This is a genomic window from Streptomyces sp. NPDC079141 (genome assembly GCF_040686775.1).
GTDB lineage: Bacteria > Actinomycetota > Actinomycetes > Streptomycetales > Streptomycetaceae > Streptomyces.
In genome coordinates this window covers 58,395-77,710 of sequence record NZ_JBFBLP010000011.1, presented here as the reverse complement: position 1 = coordinate 77,710, position 19,316 = coordinate 58,395, and the positions used below count along the sequence as shown (strand labels likewise).

The window sequence follows — 19,316 nt, the reverse complement described above, 5'->3', positions numbered from 1 at the left end:
ACTGGGCGGGTCAGGTGTCCGGTGGCTGGGCAACGTTGCCGGGTGCGGGCTGTGGGCGGCTGTGCCCACCCGTTCCGCCGTGCGGAACGCGTGGCAGAGGGACCCGGGGCTGTAGTTCCCCCGGGTCCCCCGCCCACCGCCTACTTCTCGGTTACCCCTGCCGAGTCGAACGTCGCCACCTCGTGCATTGCGCGGGCCGTGCTCTGGACCAGGGGGAGGGCCAGGAGGGCGCCGGTGCCCTCGCCGAGGCGGAGGTCCAGGTCGACCAGGGGGCGCAGGCCGAGCTTGTTGAGGGCGGCCACGTGGCCGGGTTCCGCGCTGCGGTGGCCCGCGATGCAGGCCGCGAGGACCTCGGGGGCGATCGCGCGGGCGACCAGGGCGGCGGCGCCCGCGCTGACGCCGTCCAGGATGACCGGCGTGCGGAGGGATGCGCCGCCCAGGAGGAGGCCCACCATCGCCGCGTGTTCGAAGCCGCCGATCGCCGCGAGGACGCCGATGGGGTCGGCCGGGTCCGGCTGGTGGAGTTCGAGGGCGCGGCGCACGACCTCGGTCTTGCGGGCGAGGGTCTCGTCGTTGATGCCGGTGCCGCGGCCGGTGACCTCGGCCGGGTCGGCGCCGGTGAAGACGGAGATCAGGGCCGCCGAGGCCGTCGTATTGGCGATGCCCATCTCGCCCGTGAGCAGGGCCTTGTTGCCCGCCGCCACGAGGTCGCGGGCCGTCTCGATGCCGACCTCGATGGCCTGCTTGCACTCCTCGCGGGTCATCGCGGCGCCGGTGGTCATGTCGGACGTGCCCGCGCGGACCTTGCGGGGCAGGAGGCCGGGGGTCGCGGGGAGGTCCGCGGCCACGCCGACGTCCACCACGCACACCTCCGCGCCCACCTGGCCGGCGAAGGCGTTGCAGACCGCGCCGCCGCCGAGGAAGTTGGCGACCATCTGGGCCGTCACCTCCTGCGGCCAGGGGGTGACGCCCTGGGCGTGCACGCCGTGGTCGCCGGCGAAGATCGCGACGGCCGCGGGCTCCGGGATCGGCGGCGGGCACTGGCGGGACAGGCCGGACAGCTGGGCGGAGATGATCTCCAGCATGCCGAGCGCGCCGGCCGGCTTGGTCATGCGCTTCTGGCGCTCCCATGCCTCGCCGAGCGCCTTGGCGTCCAGCGGGCGGATCTGGGCGACCGTCTCGGCGAGCAGGTCGTGCGGCTCCTCGCCGGGCAGCGCGCGACGGCCGTACGTCTCCTCGTGGACCACCCAGGACAGCGGGCGGCGCTTGGACCAGCCCGCCTGCATCAGCTCGGGCTCGTCCGGGAACTCGTCGACGTAGCCGACGCACAGGTAGGCGATGACCTCAAGGTGCTCGGGCAGGCCGAGCGAGCGGACCATCTCGCGCTCGTCGAAGAAGCTGACCCAGCCGACACCGAGGCCCTCCGCGCGCGCGGCGAGCCAGAGGTTCTCCACGGCGAGCGCGGCGGAGTACGGCGCCATCTGCGGCTGGGTGTGACGGCCGAGCGTGTGGCGGCCGCCGCGGGTCGGGTCGGCGGTGACGACGATGTTCACCGGGGTGTCGAGGATGGCCTCGATCTTCAGTTCCTTGAACTGCTTCGCCCGGCCCTTGGGCAGGGACTTCGCGTAAGCCTCGCGCTGACGCATCGCCAGTTCGTGCATCGTGCGCCGGGTCTCGGCGGAACGGATGACGACGAAGTCCCAGGGCTGCGAGTGGCCGACGGACGGGGCCGTGTGGGCGGCCTCCAGGACGCGGAGCAGCACCTCGTGCGGGATCGGGTCGCTGCGGAAGCCGTTGCGGATGTCACGGCGCTCGCGCATGACCTTGAGGACGGCCTCGCGCTCGGCGTCGTCGTAGGCGGGCGCGGCCGGACCGGTGGACTGTCGCGCTTCTGCCACGGGGGCCGTGCTCTCTTCCTGCTCGGCGGCCCTGGTGTCCAGGTCCTCCGCGCTCTGTACGAGTTCGGGGTCGCCCTCGCGGGGTGCGGGCACCGTCAGGGCGTCCCCGGCGGGGAGGACGATCGGCTGCGGCGGGGTCGGCGCGAGGTGCGGGGTGGTGGGCACCGAGCCCTCCACCGGCACGAACTGCCCCAGAGGCTGCTCCGGGTGCGGCTCCAGCGGAACGCCGGCCTGCACGGACACGGCGACCTCGGACGGCTGCACCTGGGGACCGGCCGGGTCGGCGACGTAGGCCTGCGACGCGTGCGCGTCGGGCGTGGGGGCCTCGGCCTCCGCCGCTACGGCCATGGCGGCGTCCTCGGTCGGGATCTGGGCGGCCGGCACGGGCTGGGGAGCCTGCGTCGGGTCCACGGCGACCGGGAACGGGACGGGTTCCGGGGACTCGGGGGCCGGGGCCTCGGAGGGCTGGGTGAGTTCGGGGGCGGCAGGCTCGACGGCCTGGACGGGCTCCGGCTCCGGGGCGGGGGGCTCGGTGACCGGCGCCTCGGGGGCCTCGGGGTTCTGGGGGGCTTCCTGCGTCACGGGTTCCGCGACCTGAGCGGCGTCGGGCGCGGGGGCCTCGGCGGGCCGGCCCGCATCGGGTACGGCGGCCGCGGCGACCGGCACGGCACCTTCGGCGGCCTGCGGGGTCACGTCGGCGGCCCGCGCGGCGTCGGTCACGGCCGCGTCCGGCGCCTGGAGGGCCTCAGGCGCCATGGCCTCGGGAGCAGCCTCAACGGCCTCGGTCCCGCCGCCCACGACGACCTCCGGCGCAGCCGTCTCGGGCGTCGGCACGGCGTCGGGAGTCGGGGCGTCGGGAACCTGCGCACTCTCGGGAGCGGGCACGGGCTCGGCAGCCGGGACGTCCTCGGGGCCGGTCCCGGCCTCGACCGCCTGCTCGGTTCCCGGCATCTGCGGCTCCGCCGGAGCCTCACCAGCGACCGGCGCGGGAATCTCCACGGCAGCCGGAGCGCTCTCGTGCGCCGGGGGCTGGCCTGCGGTCATCACCGGCTCCCCCACTTCCGGGGCCACCGCGGCCTGAGCGCTCTCCGGCTCGGCAACCGGCTCGGCCGCGTCTCCCGACGCGTCCGGGCCCTGGACGACGTGCCCGCCCTCCGGCCCCTCGGCGGGCTGCGGAACGGTCTCGGCGGCGACGGCCTGGGGCTGAGCAACGCCCTCTGCGACAGCCTGAACCTGCGGAACAGCCTGCATCTGCGGAACAGCCTCAACAACAGCCTGCATCTGCGGGACAGCCTCGGCGACGACCTGAACCTGGGGAACGGCGTCAGCGACGACCTGAACCTGCGGAGCCACCTCAGCGACAACCTGAACCTGCGGAGCCACCTCAGCGGCAACCTGAACCTGCGGGACGGCCTCCGCCGCAACCTGAACCTGCGGAACAGCCTCAGCGGCGACCTGAACCGGAACAGCCTCCGCAACAGCCGTGCCCTGCGGGACAGCCTCCGCCACAACCTGCGCCTGCGCCGTACCCTCCGCAACAGCCGTGCCCTGCGGAACAGCCTCCGCAACAGCCGTCACCTGCGGCATCCCCTCAACAGCGCCCGTGGCCGCCGCATCCGCCGGCTCCACGTGCTGCTCGGGGACCGGGGCCCCCTGCGGAACAACCGTTTCCGCAGCCTGCGGCTCCTGGCCCAGCGGCGCGGGGGCGCCCCACGGCACCGCGCCCTGCGGGGCGGGCTGCGGGATGTCGAGGTACTCGGGGCCGGCCGTCGGCGGGCCGGGCTGCCGTACGGGTGCGCCCACGGCGCCGCGGTCGGCGAGGGAACGGACCGGGCTGGCGGAGGCGTCGGGGATCGGCGGGCCGAGGTGCAGGGGGCGGCGCGGTGCCGTCGGCGGCACCGGGGCCGGGCCCGGCAGGCGGACGCCGCTGAGGTCGACCGAGCCGCTGTCGCGGCCGGCCGTCTCGTGCGGGCCCGGCTCGTGCACGGCCTCGACGACGGGCTCCGGTGCGGGCGGGGCGACCTCGTTGCCCCAGGCGCTCTGGGCGCCCGGCAGCAGCAACAGGTCTTCGTCCTCGGCGGTGGTCTCGGAGAGGTAGGTGTACGCACCGTGCGCGGGGACGCCCGGCTGCTCCACCATGCCTGCGTTCTCCGGCAGTCCCTCGCCCGGGACCTGGCCGGTGTCGGTCATGCGTACCCCTCGCCCATCGGTTAGTGCTTCTACGACCAGCTCACCGGAGCGGCGCACCGACCGCCCCGCAGTGAAGAACGAGCGTGCGTGCCCAGCGGCACGAACGACCCGTCCACAAAGACGACAAAGCCATTAACTGGCATTGTCGCGGCCGTTGCCCCGTCGCGACAGCTTGATCCGCGACGATCCCGCTGTGGACTGCGCCACGTTGCGCGTCCTCCGGTTCTGCCGTACCACACCCACCCCAAAACGGGCGTGTTTTCCGGACATTGACCTACGAAGCGCCGGGTGCCCGAGTGCGGTACAACGATCGGCCAGCCTACCGCGCGCGGTACGACAACAGGATCACGGGGACGGGATCCGTATCAGCTCGTTCGGTCGGGCAGCAGGCCGCTGAGCAGGAACGCAACGCTCCGCTCCGTCTCCGTCCAGGCCCGCGTGTCGAGTTCGACGGACTGGAGGAGGGCGCACTCGACGCGATAGCCGTGTTCGGTGAGGTCGCGGCCGACGAGTTCGGCGGCGTCGCGGGTGGCCGCGTGCGTGACGATGCGCTGCGGACGGCGGTCGGCGACCGCGGAGACGACCGCCGCTCCCCCGCCGCCGACGCGGACGACGTCCGGCTCGGGAAGGTTCTCCAGGACGTGCGGGGCGGAGCCGTGCACGATCTGGAGCTGGACGCCGTGGCGGCGCGCGGCGCTCTCGGTGCGGGCGCAGGCCTCCGGGTTCCGGTCGACGGCGATGACGGCGGCGCCGGCCCGCGCGGCCTCGACGGCGAAGGCACCGCTGCCGCAGCCGATGTCCCACACCAGGTCCCCGACGCGCGGTCCGAGGCGGGCGAGTTGGGCCGTGCGCAGGACCTCGGTCTCGCCCTCGCCCTGGAGGTCGCCGTACGCCTCGGCGGGCAGCGTCCAGCCGCGCGGGCCCGCGCCCGGGTCGCGTCCGGCGAGCCAGCCGCCACTGTCCCCGGCCACCACCGGGCCGCCGATGACGATGACGACGTTGGGGTCGCGCCAGGTGTGGTCGGCGGCCTTGTCGGAGGTGACGACGGTGACCTGCTCGCGTTCGGTGCCGAGCTCCTCGCAGATGACGAAGGTCCGGTGGACGCCTTCCAGCAGCAGGCCGAGCTCGGCGGGGCCAGCGCCGGGTGAGGTGAGGACGGCGACCTTGGTGTGGGCGCGGCACACATTCACCGCGCGTCGCAGGGTGCGGCGGTGTGCGACGACCACTTGTGCGTCGTCCCAGGGCATACCGGCGCGGGCGAAGGCGGCGGCGACCGAGGAGACGGCGGGGACGACCTCGACCTCCAGGCCGAACTCAGGTGCGCGCAGGGTCCGTACGACGCCGAAGAAGCCGGGGTCGCCGTCGGCGAGGACGACCGCGGTGCCGCGGTGGCCGGCGATACGGCGGGCGGCGAGGGAGACGCTGCCGAGCCGGATGCGCTCGGCTGCGGGGGGCACCTCGGGCAGCGCCAGGTGGTGTGCGGCACCGGCCACGAGCGTGGCGGCGCCGAGGGCGGCGCGCGCCGCGGCGGTCAGCGGCGAGCCGTCCCAGCCGATCACCGTGACCCGGTCGGCCATCTTCGTCAGTCTCCAGAGGGTTTGCGCAGGTCGTCAGGGGCGGGCTCGCTGAGGGTACCTGGTGAACCCGTCGGACGCTTCAGCGGTGCCGTGCGCCCTCTGGTTCAGTTCCAGTCGCCGTAGGACGTGAAACCGCCGGTGTCGGCCAGCTGCTCGCCGGCGCCCTCCAGGTCCTCCGGCAGAAGGCTCCAGACGATGAAGTCGGTGCGGACGTCGGTCCAGGTGCCGTCGTCGGTGCGCAGGCGCGCTATGCAGGCGTTGCGCAGGACGCCCTCGCTGATGCACCCGATCTTCTGGGCGACCTGTTGGGAGGCGGTGTTGTCGGCGGCCGTGCGCAGTTCGATGCGCTCGAACTTCTGGTCGCCGAAGAGCCATTGGGCGGTGGCGAGCGCGGCCTCGGAAGCGTAGCCCTCGCCGCGCGCCCAGGGGGCGATGATGTACGACAGCTCGGTGGAGCGGATGTACCAGTTGGTCTTGGTCAGTTGGACGATGCCGACCAGGCGCTGGGTGAGGAACTCGGTGACGGCGAGGTCGAGGCCGCGGCCCGACTCGCGTTCGGCGGGCGCGTAGTCGGTGATCCAGGTGTGCGCGCCGTCCTCGGTGAAGGGCTGCGGGACATGGGTCCAGGCGGCGACCTGCTCGTCGTTCATCATCTCGGTCAGCGCGGGCACGTCGTCCTCGTCGAGGGGACGCAGCACCAACCGCTCCGTGCTGATGGAGATGTTGGGGAAGGTGCTCGTCATGCGCCGCTCCGTAACCTTCGGAAAAACCGTCAGGACCTGCTGAACTGCCCAGCATGCAGCATGAAAGCACTGAACCGCACCACAGGGTCCACTCGGGGTGACCCGGAGTGGACCCTGAGGTGCGGGTTGATGTCAGAAGGAGGCGATGACGGAGCCGTCGTAGGTGTCCTCGATGAACTTCTTGACCTCGGGGGAGGTCAGGAGCTTGGCGAGCTTCTTCACGCGCGGGTCGTCCTCGCTGCCTTCCTTCACGGCAAGGAAGTTGCCGTAGGGGTTGTCCTTGGCGGACTCCAGGACGAGGGCGTCCTCGGCGGGCTTCAGGTCGGCCTCGATGGCGTAGTTGCCGTTGATGACCGCGGCGTCCACGTCGTCCAGGGAGCGCGGGGTCTGGGCCGCCTCCAGCTCCTTGAACTTGAGGTTCTTGGGGTTCTTGGCGATGTCGGCCGGGGTCGCTTCGTTGCCCACGCCGTCCTTGAGCGTGATGATCCCGTTGGCGTCGAGGAGCTTGAGGGCACGGGCCTCGTTGACGCTGTCGTTCGGGACGGCGACGGTGGCACCGCTCTTGAGGTCGTCGGCGCTCTTGACCTTGTTGGAGTACAGGCCGAGCGGCTCCAGGTGGACCGTGACGACGGGCACGATGTGGGTGCCGTTCTTCTTGTTGAAGTCGTCGAGGTACGGCTGGTTCTGGAAGTAGTTGGCGCCGACGGAGCCGTCCTCCGTGGCCGTGTTCGGCGTGACGTAGTCGGTGAACTCCTTGACCTCCAGGTCGAGGCCCGCGTCCTTCGCCAGGTTGTCCTTGACGAAGGTGAGGATCTCGGCGTGCGGGACGGGGCTCGCGGCGACGACCAGCGGTCCGCTGGTGTCGGAGGAGGCGGAGTCACTGTCGGAGCCGCAGGCGGTGAGCCCGAAGGTGAGGGCTCCGGCGGCGAGGACGGCGGTGGTGATCTTGGCGGTGTTACGCACGAAAAGTGCCTTTCCTGATGGGTGGTGCGACCCCGTCATGGGTGGGACGGGGAGTTCTTGGGGGGGGAACGGGGAGTTCTTGGGGGGTGTCGTCAGGCCGTGTTGCTGGTGGCCGTCGACGCCTTCAGCAGCCGGAGCCTGGGGCCCGGGCCGGAGCGGCCGCCGCGGCGGTGCAGGGAGCGGGCCGCGTAGTCGCCGGCGAACTGGATGAGGGAGATGACCACGGCGAGGATCGCCACGGTGATCCACATCAGTTCGGTCTCGAAGCGCTGGTAGCCGTAGCGGATGGCGATGTCGCCGAGGCCGCCGGCGCCGACCGTGCCGGCCATCGCGGAGTAGCCGATGAGAGCGACGATCGTGGTGGTGGTGCTGGCGATCAGCGAGGGCAGGGACTCGGGGACGAGGACCTTGCGCACGACCGTCCAGGTGTTGCCGCCCATGGACTGCACGGCCTCGACGAGCCCGCCGTCCACTTCGCGGACAGCCGTCTCGACGAGACGCGCGAAGAAAGGGATGGCACCGATGGCGAGCGGCACGATGGCGGCCTCGCGGCCGATGGTCGTCCCGGTGATGGAGCGGGTGAAGCCCATCAGGGCGACCATCAGGATGATGAACGGCATCGAGCGGGCGACGTTCACGACCTGCCCGATGACCTTGTTGGCCACGACGTTCTGGAGCAGTCCGTCCTTGTCGGTGAGGACGAGGAGGATGCCGAGCGGGAGTCCGCCGACGACGGCGATCACGGTGGACCAGCCGACCATGTACAGGGTGTCCCAACACGCCTGCTCCAGCAGCGGCTGCATCTCGGACCAGGTCACTTGGCACCCGCCTTCACGAGCTCGGGCCCGTTCACGATGTCGATCTGGAGGCCCTGTTCGCGCAGGAAGCCGATGGGTACGACGTTGTCCTCGTAGCGGCCGGGCAGTTCGATGCGCATCCGGCCGACCTGGAGGCCGCCGACGGTGTCGATGGCGGCGCCGAGGATCGATATGTCGACGTTGTAGGTGCGTGAGAGCTGGGAGATGACCGGCTGGGTCGCGCTCTCGCCGTGGAAGGTGACGTCGAGGACGGTGCGGTCGGCGCCGGTGGCCTCGCCGCCGACCGGGAAGAGCGCCGAGGCCAGCTCGGAGCCCGGGGTCGCCAGCAGCTCGCTGACCGTGCCGGACTCGACGATGCGGCCGCGGTCCATCAGGGCGGCGGAGTCGCAGATCGACTTCACGACGTCCATCTCGTGCGTGATGAGCAGGACGGTCAGGCCCAGCTGCCGGTTCAGGTCGCGCAGCAACTGGAGGATGGAGCGGGTGGTCTCCGGGTCGAGGGCGCTGGTGGCCTCGTCGGAGAGCAGCACCTTGGGGTCGCCGGCCAGGGCGCGGGCGATGCCGACGCGCTGCTTCTGACCGCCGGAGAGCTGGGCGGGGTAGGCCTTGGCCTTGTCGGCGAGGCCGACCAGGTCCAGCAGTTCGAGCGCCTTGCGGGAGCGGTCCTTGCCGGACGTGCCGAGGATCTCCAGCGGCAGCTCGACGTTGTCCTGCACGGTCCGCGTGGACAGCAGGTTGAAGTGCTGGAAGACCATGCCGATACGGCTGCGCGCCTGCCGCAGCTCCTTGCCGGCGCGCGGTCCGCGGCCGGCGAGCGCGGTGAGGTCCTGGCCGGCGACGGTGACCGTGCCGGCGGTGGGGCGCTCCAGGAGGTTGACGCAGCGGATGAGCGAGGACTTGCCGGCGCCGGACTGGCCGATGACGCCGTACACCTCGCCTTCGCGGACGTGCAGGTCGACGCCGTCGAGGGCGGTGACCTCGCGACCGCGGGAGCGGTAGACCTTGGTCAGGCCCGAGGTGGTGATCACGTGGGTTTCCGTCACTGTCGAGTACGCGGGCGTGGGTGTGCCCTGGTACGGGAGGGAATGTGTGCGCGGGGCAGCTGGGTCACGTACGGCGGAACGCGTACGGACATGCCGTGGCAGCTCGCTTCGGGGCGCGAGGCTCAGAGAGAAGTGGTGCGGGGGCCCTCTAGAAGGCGCACATTCGACACATACAGCGAGCACCGGGCGTCATGGTCGCCTCGGTCGCAGGGATGCGGTTGCTCGTCGTGGTCATGCGATCAGTAAAGCAGACGGAGGTGTGCCACCAAGAACCGCTGTCCGCAATGCGGACAGCGGTGGACAGTGTCAGGGGCGTACGGAGATCTCCACGCCCCGGCCGGTGACCAGTGCCGACAGGGCGGAGAGGTCCTTGACCACGAGGTCGGCGTCGAGCTCGTGGGCCTGGTGGGTTGTGGCCAACGCCACGGTGGTCATGCCGGCGGCGCGGCCCGCCTGGAGGCCGGCGGGGGCGTCCTCGAAGACGACGCAGCGGGCCGGGTCGACGCCCAGTTCACGGGCGGCGAGCAGGTACGGCTCGGGGTCGGGCTTGCCGCGTGTGATGTCGTCGGCGGCGATCAGGGTCTTGGGGCGGATGCCGACGGCGTCGAGGCGGGCCTCGGCGAGCCGCCGGGTGGCGGAGGTGACGACGGCCCACAGCTCTGCGGGGAGCGAGTCGAGGAAGGCCCTGGTGCCGGGCAGCAGCTCCACTCCCCCGTTGGGGACGTCGTCCACCTCCAGGTTCTCGATGCGCGCGACGGCCTCCGGCACGATGTCGGCGGGCAGCAGGTCGGCGGCTATCTCGGCGGCCGGCCTGCCGTGCAGGGCGATGCGTGCGAACGCTTCGGCGGTGATCCCGTACTCCTCGGCCCACTGCGTCCAGCAGCGGTCGACGGAGGCGAGGGAGGAGACGAGGGTGCCGTCGTTGTCGAACAGGAGGGCTTCGGCGTGGATCTGCATGTCCTCGACCCTACGGTGCCCGCCGGGGTCGGCCGCGGCAGGGCTTTTGGCCCGTAATAGGCTCGCCGCATGCTTGATGCCCTGACGCTCGTGACCGGCGTCGCCGCGCTGCTGCTCGCCGCCTGGTGCGGCTGGGCCGCCTACCGTGACCAGCCGACGAAGGACTGGCACTTCATCGGGATGGCCGTGGTGACCGTGCTGGCGCTGGTCCAGCTGGTGGTCGGGATCGTGCAGCTGGCGCGGGGCGAGGATCCGGCGCAGGGTACGACGATCTTCGTCGCGTATCTGCTGGGTGCGTTCGCCTGCATTCCGGCCGCGGGGTTCATGTCGCTCGCGGAGCGCACGCGGTGGGGGTCGATCACGGTCGCCGCCGGCGGTGTGGTGCTGGCCGTCCTCGAAGTGCGGCTCTACGACATCTGGGGAGGCTGAGATGACGGCGGCTCAGGAGAAGCCCACGCGGCTGATCGGCGGACCCGGGATGCTGCTCGTCTGGCTCTACGGCGTGATGGTCGTCGGGGCGGTGTCGCGCTCGGCCGTCCAGATCTCCACGGAGTTCGACCACGCCCCGCTCGCCTACTCGCTGTCGGCGATCGCCGGGCTCGTGTACGGGTTCATCACGTACTCGCTGGTGCGGGGCGGTGAGACGGCTCGCAGGGCGGCGCTGTACTGCTGCGCCGCGGAGTTGTTGGGCGTGCTGACGGTCGGTACGTGGACGTTGGTCGAGCCGTCGGCGTTCCCTGACGCAACCGTGTGGTCGGACTACGGCATGGGGTACATCTTCATCCCGGTGCTGCTGCCGTTGTCGGCCATCTACTGGCTGCGGAACGCTCCGCGCCAGGGGGATGCCGCCTGAGGCTCGTCGGCGGCATCCGGCCGCTTGTGGCTGGTCGCGCAGTTCCCCGCGCCCCTTTGGGGCGCATCCGTCACGCCGTCGCCGCGTACGTCCCCGCCGCCTTCTCCAGGACGATCATCGGCACCCCGTCGGTGCCCTCGGACGTGCCCACCGTCTGGTAGCCGACCTTGCGGTAGAGGCGGAGGTTGCCCTCGCTGCGGTGGCCGGTGTGGAGGCGGAAGCGCTTGGCGCCGTGCTGTTCGGCGAGGGCCGATTCGGCGGCGCGCAGGAGCCGGGCGCCGATGCCGTGGCCCTGGAGGCGGGGGTGGACGCAGAGCTTGCCGATGGCGGCGGCGCCGTCCTCGGTGACCGAGCCGCGGACCGAGCCGACCACCTCGTCGCCGAGCCGTGCGACGAAGACGCAGTCCCGGGCGACCTCCTCGCGCAGTGAGTCCAGGGTCTGGACGAGCGGGTCGATGCGGTAGTTGCCGTACAGCGCCGCCTCGCTCTGGAAGCACAGGTACTGCAGCTTGAAGATCTGCTCCGCGTCCTGCTCGGCCGCCGCAGAGATGGTCACGCTCATGCCCATGTGCGCACGCCTCCCGCTCACCTGATCACCTGTCGTCCCTCACTCCTATCCCCGTGCTCCGCCGACCGCAACCTCCGGCGTGAGCAATCGACGAAGACAACCCAGGCATCTGGAACGTTCCGGGCCAAGACTTCCCTGTGAGATACCCAACTCCCCCGCGATCTCCCGGTATGTCAGGTCCTGCGGGGAGAGCAGGGCCTCCACGAGACCGGGGCAACGCCCGGGAAGCCTGCGCACGGCGTCACGCAGGGCGCGGTGGCGGGCGGCGGTGAGCGCGAGGTGCTCGGGGCCGCGGTCCGTAGCGTCCGCGGGTTCGGTGTCGTACGGCCGTTCGAGGCGGGTTGTGCGGCGGGTGCGGCGGGCCTCGGAGCGGACGGCCGAGCGCAGCCAGCGCTGCGGGTCGGGCGGCGGGCCCTGGGCGTCGAGGAGTTCCAGAAGGCGGAGCCAGACCGCCTGTTCCAGGTCGCCGGGTTCGGTACCGGAGGCATGCGCCTCCGCGGAGGCCTCGGCGGTGAGCAGCGGGCCCAGGGCGGTGACCAGGTCGGGTGTCATATGCGGCACGACGCGGCCGCCCGGGCGGCGGGTTGCCCGGGCGGCCGTATGTCACCCCAACCGGGGCACGGGGCTCAGCCGTTGACGAAGTCCTCGCGGGCCAGCAGGCCGGTGTCCGGCTGGTCGGTGAAGACACCGTCGATGCCGGTCGCGAAGTACGTCTTGTACGCGCCGAAGACATCGCCGTAGGCGTCCGCGTCGGTGCCCTTGCGGAAGTTCGCCGGCAGGAAGGGGTTCTCGTTGCGCAGCGTCCAGGGGTGCAGCACGAGGCCCACCTTGTGCGCGTCGGCGACGAGGGTGGTCGGCGTGGTGAGGTTGCCGCCCACGTCCTTCGGGATGACCAGGTCGAGGGTCGGGCCGATGCCCTGGGCGTAGGAGGCGATCTCGCGCAGGCCGGCCGGCTTGACCAGGTCGGCGACGGTGCGCGGGTCGCCGTTCTCCACGAAGTCGTACGGGCGGGTGCTCGCGCCGGACAGCAGCACGACGAGCGGGTTGTCGATGAGCTTGTTCAGGCGCTGGATGCTGGTCGGCTCGAACGACTGCACGATGACCGGCGAGTTCCACTTGTGCTTGCCGTACTTGCGCAGCGCCTTGGCGATCCGCTCCTCCAGGCCGAGGCCCAGCTTGCGGAAGTAGGTGGGGTGCTTGAGCTCGGGGTAGATCCAGACCTGCTTGCCGCGCGCCCGGGTCTGCTCCTCCTGCCACTGGAGCACCTCTTCGAAGGTGGGGATCTCGAAGCGGCCGTTGTAGAGGGTGTTGTGCGGGCGGTTGGCGGGGATCCGCTCGATCGCGCGCAGCGTCTTGAGCTCGGCGAGCGTGAAGTCCTCGGTGAACCAGCCGGTGACGGAGACGCCGTCGAGGAGCTTGGTGGTCTTGCGGCCGGCGAACTCGGGGTGGTCGGCGACGTCCGTGGTACCGCCGATCTCCGGCTCGTGCCGGCACACGAGGTGGCCGTCCTTGGTGGGCACCAGGTCGCCGGCCTCGACGATGTCGGCGCCCAGGTCGAGGGCGAGCTGGTAGGCGGCGAGGGTGTGCTCGGGGCGGTAGCCGCTGGCGCCGCGGTGGCCGATGATCGTGGGCTTGGGCAGGCTCTTCACGCCGCCGCCCGCCTCTCCCGTACCGGCCGCTCTCGCCGTGCCGGAGAGTCCGAGGACCGCTCCGCCCGCGCCGAGCACGGCCGCTCCGAGCAGCGCCCGCCGTCCGGTGCCGCGCGCCTGCTCGTTCGACTCCTGCGTTCCCATGAGCGCCCTCCTGCCGTCGCCTCCTGATTGCGGGCCGATCGTAGGTGCGTGTACATGACCGGCGGGAGACCTCGGACCGAACACGGGGGTGACGCCCGATGTCGTGTGGGAGTGGAGTTCTGACGATCCGTCGGCTTCGGGCGCATGCCTCAGGGTAGGCGTCCGCTGCGGGCCGGGGCGATGTCCGTCACACCGTTCCGCGGGCGTTACCGGCGCGCTACGGCACGTCACCGCAGGTAAACCTGCGTCAACAGTGCGTAAGACCTCGGTGAACCCGATGTGCGCGACCCCCGGAACCGCGAGTATCGTCCTCACCTGCACATACTCATACCGAATCCGCAGAGATCCGCTCGCCGTTTCTCTCGACACCGGAGGGCCCGTTGTCCCGCTTCGCGCTCATCAAGGCAGTGCTCGGACCGATCATGCGCCTGATGTTCCGCCCACGGGTGGAGGGCGTGGAGAACATCCCGGGCGATGGCCCCGTCATCCTGGCCGGCAACCATCTGACGTTCATCGACTCGATGATCCTGCCGCTGGTCTGCGACCGTCAGGTCTTCTTCATCGGCAAGGACGAGTACGTCACCGGCAAGGGCCTCAAGGGCCGGCTGATGGCCTGGTTCTTCACCGGCGTCGGCATGATCCCCGTCGACCGGGACGGCGGCCGCGGCGGTGTCGCGGCGCTGATGACCGGCCGCCGGGTGCTGGAGGAGGGCAAGCTCTTCGGCATCTACCCCGAGGGCACGCGGTCGCCCGACGGGCGGCTGTACCGGGGCCGTACCGGCATCGCGCGGCTGACCCTGATGACCGGCGCGCCGGTCGTCCCCTTCGCCATGATCGGCACGGACAAGATCCAGCCGGGGGGTGCGGGGATGCCGCGGCCCTCGAAGGTGACGGTGCGCTTCGGCGAGGCCATGGAGTTCTCGCGGTACGACGGGATGGACCGCGACCGCTATGTGCTGCGGGCGGTCACCGATTCCGTGATGGCAGAGGTCATGCGGCTGTCGGGGCAGGAATACGTCGACATGTACGCGACGAAGGCGAAGGAAGCCGCGTAGGCCACCTGTCGCCCGCGGGCCGGGTGGGCGCTTGTCGCGCCCACCCGGCGGAGCAGCACGGTCCCGCTGCCCTTACGGGCGGCTCTCCAGCCGCTCGTTTCGCAGCATGAACCACGCCGCCACCGACGCCAGCAGCAGCACCGCCGCTCCCGCGCCCGCCGCCAGCGTCAGGCCGTCCACGAAGGCGTCCCGGGCCGAGGTCAGCAGCGCCTGACCCGTCTGCGCCGGCATCCCCGCCGCCGTCTCCACCGCGCCGCCCAGCGACTCGTGCGCCTCGGCCGGTGTGCCCGCCGGGCCCGTGAAGCCGCGGTACACACCGGTGACGATCGAGCCCAGTACGGCGATACCGAGGGCCGCGCCCAGTTCGTACGCCGTCTCCGACACCGCCGATGCCGCGCCCGCCTGCTCCTTGGGCACGGAGCCCAGGATCACGTCGGCCGTCACCGTGAAGGAGAAGCCCGCGCCGATGCCGACGACCAGCAGAGCGGCGCCGAGCAGCGGATAGCCGGTCGAGCGGTCGAGCACCGTCAGCGCGGCCAGCGCCAGGCCGACCGCCGCGAGTCCGCCGGAGACCACGGCACGCACCGAGAAGCGGCGCGCCACCCGGCCCGCGACCAGACCGGCCGCCACCGCGCCGACCGCGGCGGGCAGTTCGGCCAGGCCCGCCTCGAACGGGCCCCGGCCCTGCACGAGTTGCAGGTACTGGGAGAGGAAGAACACCAGGCCGGACAGTCCGAGGATGGTCAGCAGGTCGGCGAGGACCGCCCCGCTGAAGCCGCGGTTGCGGAACAGGCGCATGTCCAGCAGCGGCGCCGGCAGGGTCAACTGGCGGCGTACGAAGCCGTGGAGCGCGGCGGCGCCCAGCAGGCCGACGGCCAGCGGCTGCCACGCGAAGCCGTGCGCGGCGGCCTCCTTGACGCCGTAGACGACGCCGACCATGCCGACCAGCGACAGCACGACGCTGAGCAGGTCCCAGGGGCCGGGGTCGGGGTTGCGGGACTCCGGCAGCATCCTGATGCCGACGAGGACCAGGACGGCCATCACGGGCAGGTTGATCAGAAAGACCGAGCCCCACCAGAAGTGTTCGAGCAGAAAGCCGCCGACGATGGGGCCGACGGCCGTACCGGCGGAGGCGGTGGCGCCCCAGATACCGACGGCGAGGCTGCGTTCGCGCGGGTCGTGGAAGAGGTTGCGGATCAGGGCGAGCGTGGCCGGCATCAGGGTGGCGCCGGCGACACCGAGCAGCGCCCGGGCCAGGATCATCAGCTCGGGGGTCGTCGCGTAGGCGTTGAGCACGGATATCGCGCCGAACGCCGTCGCGCCCACGAGCAGGATCTTCTTGCGGCCTATTCGGTCGCCGAGGCTGCCCATGGAGACGAGCAGACCGGCGATGACGAAGGAGTAGACGTCGCCGATCCACAGGAGCTGGGTGCCCGACGGCCTCAGGTCCTCGCTGATGTAGGGGGTCGCGAGACCGAGGACGGTCGCGTCGACGGCCACCAGCAGCACGGCGAGCACGAGGACGGACAGCGCGAGCCAGCGGCCGGGGCGCTTCACCGCCTCGGTCGTGGTCGCCGGCTGCAGGGTGCTGGTCATGATTCCTCTCTCCGTAGTGCGCCGCCGAGCAGCAGCTCGACGATCATGAATTGGAAGTCCTTGGCGGCCACCCGGCCGTCCAGTACGGACCAGGCGGCGGAGCCGACGAGCCCGTAGAACGCCTCGGTGAGCCACACGGGCGACAGGTCGATGCGGAACTCTCCGCCGAGCTGGCCGCGCCGGAACAGGGCGGCGATGCGGGCGTCGAGCCGGGCCCAGCCCGCGTTCTGCTCCTCGCCCTCGAAGAGCTGGTTCTCGGTGACGAGGAAGGCGAGCAGTCCGGCCGCGGGCTCGATCTCGCGCACGAGCCGGCGTACGGCCTCGGTGGCGGTGCCCTCGTCCAGGCGGGCCGCGTCCATCGCGGCCTCGCACTCGGCGATGCCGAGCGACTCCAGCGCCCGTACGAGCGCGTCGCGTCCGGCGAACTGCCGGTGCAGCGTGGCGCGGCTGATCCCGGCGGCCCTGGCGACCTCGTCCATGGTCGCGGTGGATTTCCGGGTCAGCAGGGCCGCGGCACTGCGCAGCACGTGGTCACGATCGACAGCCATGAGACGACTATAACCCAAGTGAGACATTGATGTCTCACGCTGGGCATGCGTGACTCACCTATGCGCCGGTCGGGGCGATTTCTCTCAGTGCCAGGGCAGCTGCCCGCGCCGCTCCCAGTACGCCTGCGGGTCCTCCACGAGCGCCGCGAGCCGCGCCAGCTGGTCCTCGTCGAGGTCGACCACGGGAGCGTGCAGGTTGGAGGCGAGCTGGACGGCGGTGGCGGCGCCGGACAGGACGACCCCGGCCCAGGGCTGCCGCAGGACGAGCGCGAGGGCCACGGCGTCGCAGCCCAGGGATGTCTCGGCGGCCACGGCCTTCAGCGCGTCCGGCGCGTACGGCTCGGCGAGCCGCCCGTTGGCCATGCCCTCCTTGACGATCACCGTGAGTCCGGCGTCGTGGGCCTCGGCCAGGGCGGGGGCGGCGGAGGTCTCCAGGACGTTGTACGTCGACTGGACGGTACGGAAGAGGGGCTCGCCGTCGACCGTCACGGCGAGGGCGGCGCGGATCGCGTCGGCCTGCGCGGGGCCGCTGGTGGAGAAGCCGACGGTGAGGCCCTGGGCGGCGGCCTCGGCCAGCCTGGCGTGCAGGTCCTTGTCGGTGAGGGCGGGAGAGTCCGGGGTCACCGAGTGGATCTGGTAGAGGTCGAGCCGCTCGCCGAGCAGGGCGTCGGTCTCGGCGCGCTGGCGCTCGTACGCCGCCAGGCTGTGGTCCTTGACCTCGTGCGTCTCGGCGTCCGCCGTCCAGCCGGCGGTGTAGGTGTAGCCCCACTTGCTGCCCACGACGATGTCGTCGATGTCGGGGCGGGCGTTCAGCCAGTCGGCGAGGAACTCCTCCGAGCGGCCGTAGGAGCGGGCCACGTCGAAGTAGCGCACGCCCTGGGCGTAGGCGGCGTCGAGGAGTTCGTGGGTGCGGGTGCGCAGCGTGTCGACGCTGCGGTTCTCACCTAGGTCCTTGTCGCGGCCGAGGTTGATGTAGCCGGGGCGGCCGACGGCGGCGAGGCCCAGTCCGATGTGGCAGGTGGGGGTGGTTGCGGTCGCGAGGCGGGCGAAGGGCATCGCGGGCTCCGTTCGGTCGGCTCCGGTACGACTCCTGACCAACGTAACCTGCGATGACCTTCGGTTCTCGCCTCAGAGCTCGGTTTGTGCGGTGCTGTGGCGAGCGCGGGTGCGTCGTGGCTTGTCGCGCCCACGCGGCGGAGCCGCACATCGACACAGCCCCGCGCCCCTCAGCCCTGCTGCCGTGCCGCCCACTTGTGCTGTGCCGCCACGTCCGACTTGACCTCCGCCAGCTGCACCGCCACCGCGCTCGGCGCCGTGCCGCCGCGGCCGTTGCGGGAGGCCAGGGCGCCCGGGACGTTGAGCACCGTGCGCACCTCCGGGGTCAGGTGGGCGGAGATCTTCGCGAACTGGTCGTCCGTCAGCTCGTCCAGTTCCTTGTTCTCGGACTCGGCGACCTTGACGCACTCGCCGGCGACCTCGTGCGCGACCCGGAACGGGACGCCCTGCTTGACCAGCCACTCGGCGATGTCGGTGGCGAGGGAGAAGCCGGCCGGGGCCAGCTCCTCCATGCGCTCGCGGTGGACCGTGAGGGTCGCCATCATGCCGGTGAAGGCGGGGAGCAGGACCTCCAGCTGGTCGATGGAGTCGAAGACCGGCTCCTTGTCCTCCTGGAGGTCGCGGTTGTAGGCGAGGGGCAGCGCCTTGAGGGTCGCCATCAGGCCGGTGAGGTTGCCGATCAGGCGGCCGCTCTTGCCCCGGGCCAGCTCCGCGATGTCCGGGTTCTTCTTCTGCGGCATGATCGACGAGCCGGTGGAGAAGGCGTCGTGGAGGGTCACGAAGGAGAACTCCTTCGTGTTCCAGATGATGACCTCCTCGGCGATCCGGGAGAGGTTCACGCCGATCATCGCGGTGATGAAGGCGAACTCCGCGACGAAGTCACGGGAGGCCGTGCCGTCGATGGAGTTGGCGACGGAGCCGTGCTCGAAGCCGAGGTCCTTCGCCACCGCCTCCGGGTCCAGGCCGAGGGAGGAACCGGCCAGGGCGCCCGAGCCGTACGGCGACACGGCCGTCCGCTCGTCCCACTGGCGCAGCCGCTCGGCGTCCCGGGACAGGGACTGCACATGGGCGAGGACGTGGTGGGCGAAGAGCACCGGCTGGGCGTGCTGGAGGTGGGTGCGGCCGGGCATGGCCACGTCCGGGTGCGCCTCCGCGAGGCCGACCAGCGCGTCCTGGAGCTCGGCGATCAGGCCGCCGACCGTGCGGGCGTGGTCCCGCAGGTACATCCGGAAGAGGGTCGCGACCTGGTCGTTCCTCGACCGCCCCGCACGGAGCTTGCCGCCCAGGTCGGGGCCGAGGCGCTCCAGCAGGCCCCGCTCCAGGGCGGTGTGGACGTCCTCGTCGGCGATCGTGCCGACGAAGGAGCCGTCGGCGACATCGGCTTCGAGCCGGTCCAGGCCCGCGATCATCCGGGTCAGCTCGTCCTGTGTGAGCAGCCCCGCCTTGTGCAGCACGCGCGCGTGGGCACGCGAGCCGGCGATGTCGTAGGGCGCGAGCCGCCAGTCGAAGTGGACGGACGCGGACAGCTTGGCCAGGGCCTCGGCGGGTCCGTCGGCGAAACGACCGCCCCAGAGCCGTACGTCACCGGTGTTGCTGCTCACTAGCTGTGCTCCTCGGAGGTCTGAATGGTGTACCGCCTCCCCGTGGCGTGAACGGGG

Annotated in this window: 17 protein-coding genes; 3 read left to right on the top strand and 14 right to left on the bottom strand. The window is 71.6% G+C overall.

The annotated features are described in order from the left end of the window. Positions 1–140: 140 nt before the first annotated feature. From cobT to AB0Q90_RS26995, 7 genes are all read right to left on the bottom strand, one after another. Entirely contained in the window at positions 141–4,088 is a 3,948-nt protein-coding gene (gene cobT, locus AB0Q90_RS27025) for a nicotinate-nucleotide--dimethylbenzimidazole phosphoribosyltransferase (RefSeq protein WP_363160723.1), read from the bottom strand. A gap of 365 nt (positions 4,089–4,453) precedes the next feature. Further along, positions 4,454–5,665: a precorrin-6y C5,15-methyltransferase (decarboxylating) subunit CbiE gene (cbiE, locus tag AB0Q90_RS27020; protein WP_363160724.1), complete on the bottom strand. Its 1,212-nt coding sequence runs from the start codon at positions 5,663–5,665 to the stop codon at positions 4,454–4,456. Positions 5,666–5,769: 104 nt separating this feature from the next. After that, positions 5,770–6,408: a GNAT family N-acetyltransferase gene (locus tag AB0Q90_RS27015; protein WP_363160725.1), complete on the bottom strand. Its 639-nt coding sequence runs from the start codon at positions 6,406–6,408 to the stop codon at positions 5,770–5,772. Positions 6,409–6,540: 132 nt separating this feature from the next. Further along, positions 6,541–7,371 carry a MetQ/NlpA family ABC transporter substrate-binding protein gene (locus tag AB0Q90_RS27010; RefSeq protein ID WP_363160726.1) on the bottom strand — a complete coding sequence of 277 codons (831 nt, stop codon included), beginning with the start codon at positions 7,369–7,371 and terminating at the stop codon, positions 6,541–6,543. Positions 7,372–7,463: 92 nt separating this feature from the next. After that, the gene (locus tag AB0Q90_RS27005) at positions 7,464–8,189 is read right to left on the bottom strand and encodes a methionine ABC transporter permease (protein ID WP_363160727.1); all 726 of its coding nucleotides are present in this window, start codon (positions 8,187–8,189) and stop codon (positions 7,464–7,466) included. Next, positions 8,186–9,217 (bottom strand): ATP-binding cassette domain-containing protein, encoded by a 1,032-nt coding sequence (locus AB0Q90_RS27000; protein ID WP_363160728.1) that lies wholly within the window; start codon positions 9,215–9,217, stop codon positions 8,186–8,188. Before AB0Q90_RS27000 ends, AB0Q90_RS27005 begins: the two co-directional genes overlap by 4 nt. A gap of 321 nt (positions 9,218–9,538) precedes the next feature. After that, positions 9,539–10,189 (bottom strand): HAD family hydrolase, encoded by a 651-nt coding sequence (locus tag AB0Q90_RS26995; RefSeq protein WP_363160729.1) that lies wholly within the window; start codon positions 10,187–10,189, stop codon positions 9,539–9,541. A 69-nt stretch (positions 10,190–10,258) separates the two neighbouring features. Between AB0Q90_RS26995 and AB0Q90_RS26990 the strand changes: the two genes are divergently transcribed. Both AB0Q90_RS26990 and AB0Q90_RS26985 read left to right on the top strand, forming a co-directional pair. Next, complete coding sequence (locus AB0Q90_RS26990; RefSeq protein ID WP_363160730.1) at positions 10,259–10,618, top strand: hypothetical protein; 360 nt, start codon at positions 10,259–10,261, stop codon at positions 10,616–10,618. Position 10,619: 1 nt separating this feature from the next. Further along, positions 10,620–11,042, top strand: a complete 423-nt coding sequence (locus tag AB0Q90_RS26985) for a hypothetical protein (protein WP_363160731.1) — start codon at positions 10,620–10,622, stop codon at positions 11,040–11,042. Between the two features lie 70 nt (positions 11,043–11,112). On the opposite strand, the gene AB0Q90_RS26980 is transcribed toward AB0Q90_RS26985, so the two are convergent. The 3 genes from AB0Q90_RS26980 to AB0Q90_RS26970 all read right to left on the bottom strand — a co-directional run bounded on the left by AB0Q90_RS26980 (position 11,113) and on the right by AB0Q90_RS26970 (position 13,403). After that, a complete protein-coding gene (locus AB0Q90_RS26980; RefSeq protein ID WP_363160918.1) occupies positions 11,113–11,610 on the bottom strand; it encodes a GNAT family N-acetyltransferase in 498 nt (165 codons plus the stop codon). 45 nt (positions 11,611–11,655) lie between these two features. Beyond that, complete coding sequence (locus AB0Q90_RS26975; RefSeq protein ID WP_363160732.1) at positions 11,656–12,162, bottom strand: sigma-70 family RNA polymerase sigma factor; 507 nt, start codon at positions 12,160–12,162, stop codon at positions 11,656–11,658. Positions 12,163–12,236: 74 nt separating this feature from the next. After that, a complete protein-coding gene (locus AB0Q90_RS26970; protein ID WP_363160733.1) occupies positions 12,237–13,403 on the bottom strand; it encodes a glycerophosphodiester phosphodiesterase in 1,167 nt (388 codons plus the stop codon). A gap of 380 nt (positions 13,404–13,783) precedes the next feature. Between AB0Q90_RS26970 and AB0Q90_RS26965 the strand changes: the two genes are divergently transcribed. Then, the gene (locus AB0Q90_RS26965) at positions 13,784–14,458 is read left to right on the top strand and encodes a lysophospholipid acyltransferase family protein (protein ID WP_363160734.1); all 675 of its coding nucleotides are present in this window, start codon (positions 13,784–13,786) and stop codon (positions 14,456–14,458) included. Between the two features lie 72 nt (positions 14,459–14,530). Here the strand turns inward: AB0Q90_RS26965 and AB0Q90_RS26960 are convergent, their stop codons facing one another. The 4 genes from AB0Q90_RS26960 to argH all read right to left on the bottom strand — a co-directional run bounded on the left by AB0Q90_RS26960 (position 14,531) and on the right by argH (position 19,259). After that, entirely contained in the window at positions 14,531–16,054 is a 1,524-nt protein-coding gene (locus tag AB0Q90_RS26960) for an MFS transporter (protein ID WP_363160735.1), read from the bottom strand. Continuing rightward, positions 16,051–16,602 carry a helix-turn-helix domain-containing protein gene (locus AB0Q90_RS26955; RefSeq protein ID WP_363160736.1) on the bottom strand — a complete coding sequence of 184 codons (552 nt, stop codon included), beginning with the start codon at positions 16,600–16,602 and terminating at the stop codon, positions 16,051–16,053. The genes AB0Q90_RS26960 and AB0Q90_RS26955 overlap by 4 nt, the downstream gene beginning before the upstream one ends. 84 nt (positions 16,603–16,686) lie before the next feature. After that, positions 16,687–17,658: an aldo/keto reductase gene (locus AB0Q90_RS26950; RefSeq protein WP_363160737.1), complete on the bottom strand. Its 972-nt coding sequence runs from the start codon at positions 17,656–17,658 to the stop codon at positions 16,687–16,689. Between the two features lie 170 nt (positions 17,659–17,828). Further along, the gene (argH, locus tag AB0Q90_RS26945; RefSeq protein ID WP_363160738.1) at positions 17,829–19,259 is read right to left on the bottom strand and encodes an argininosuccinate lyase; all 1,431 of its coding nucleotides are present in this window, start codon (positions 19,257–19,259) and stop codon (positions 17,829–17,831) included. Positions 19,260–19,316 lie beyond the last annotated feature (57 nt).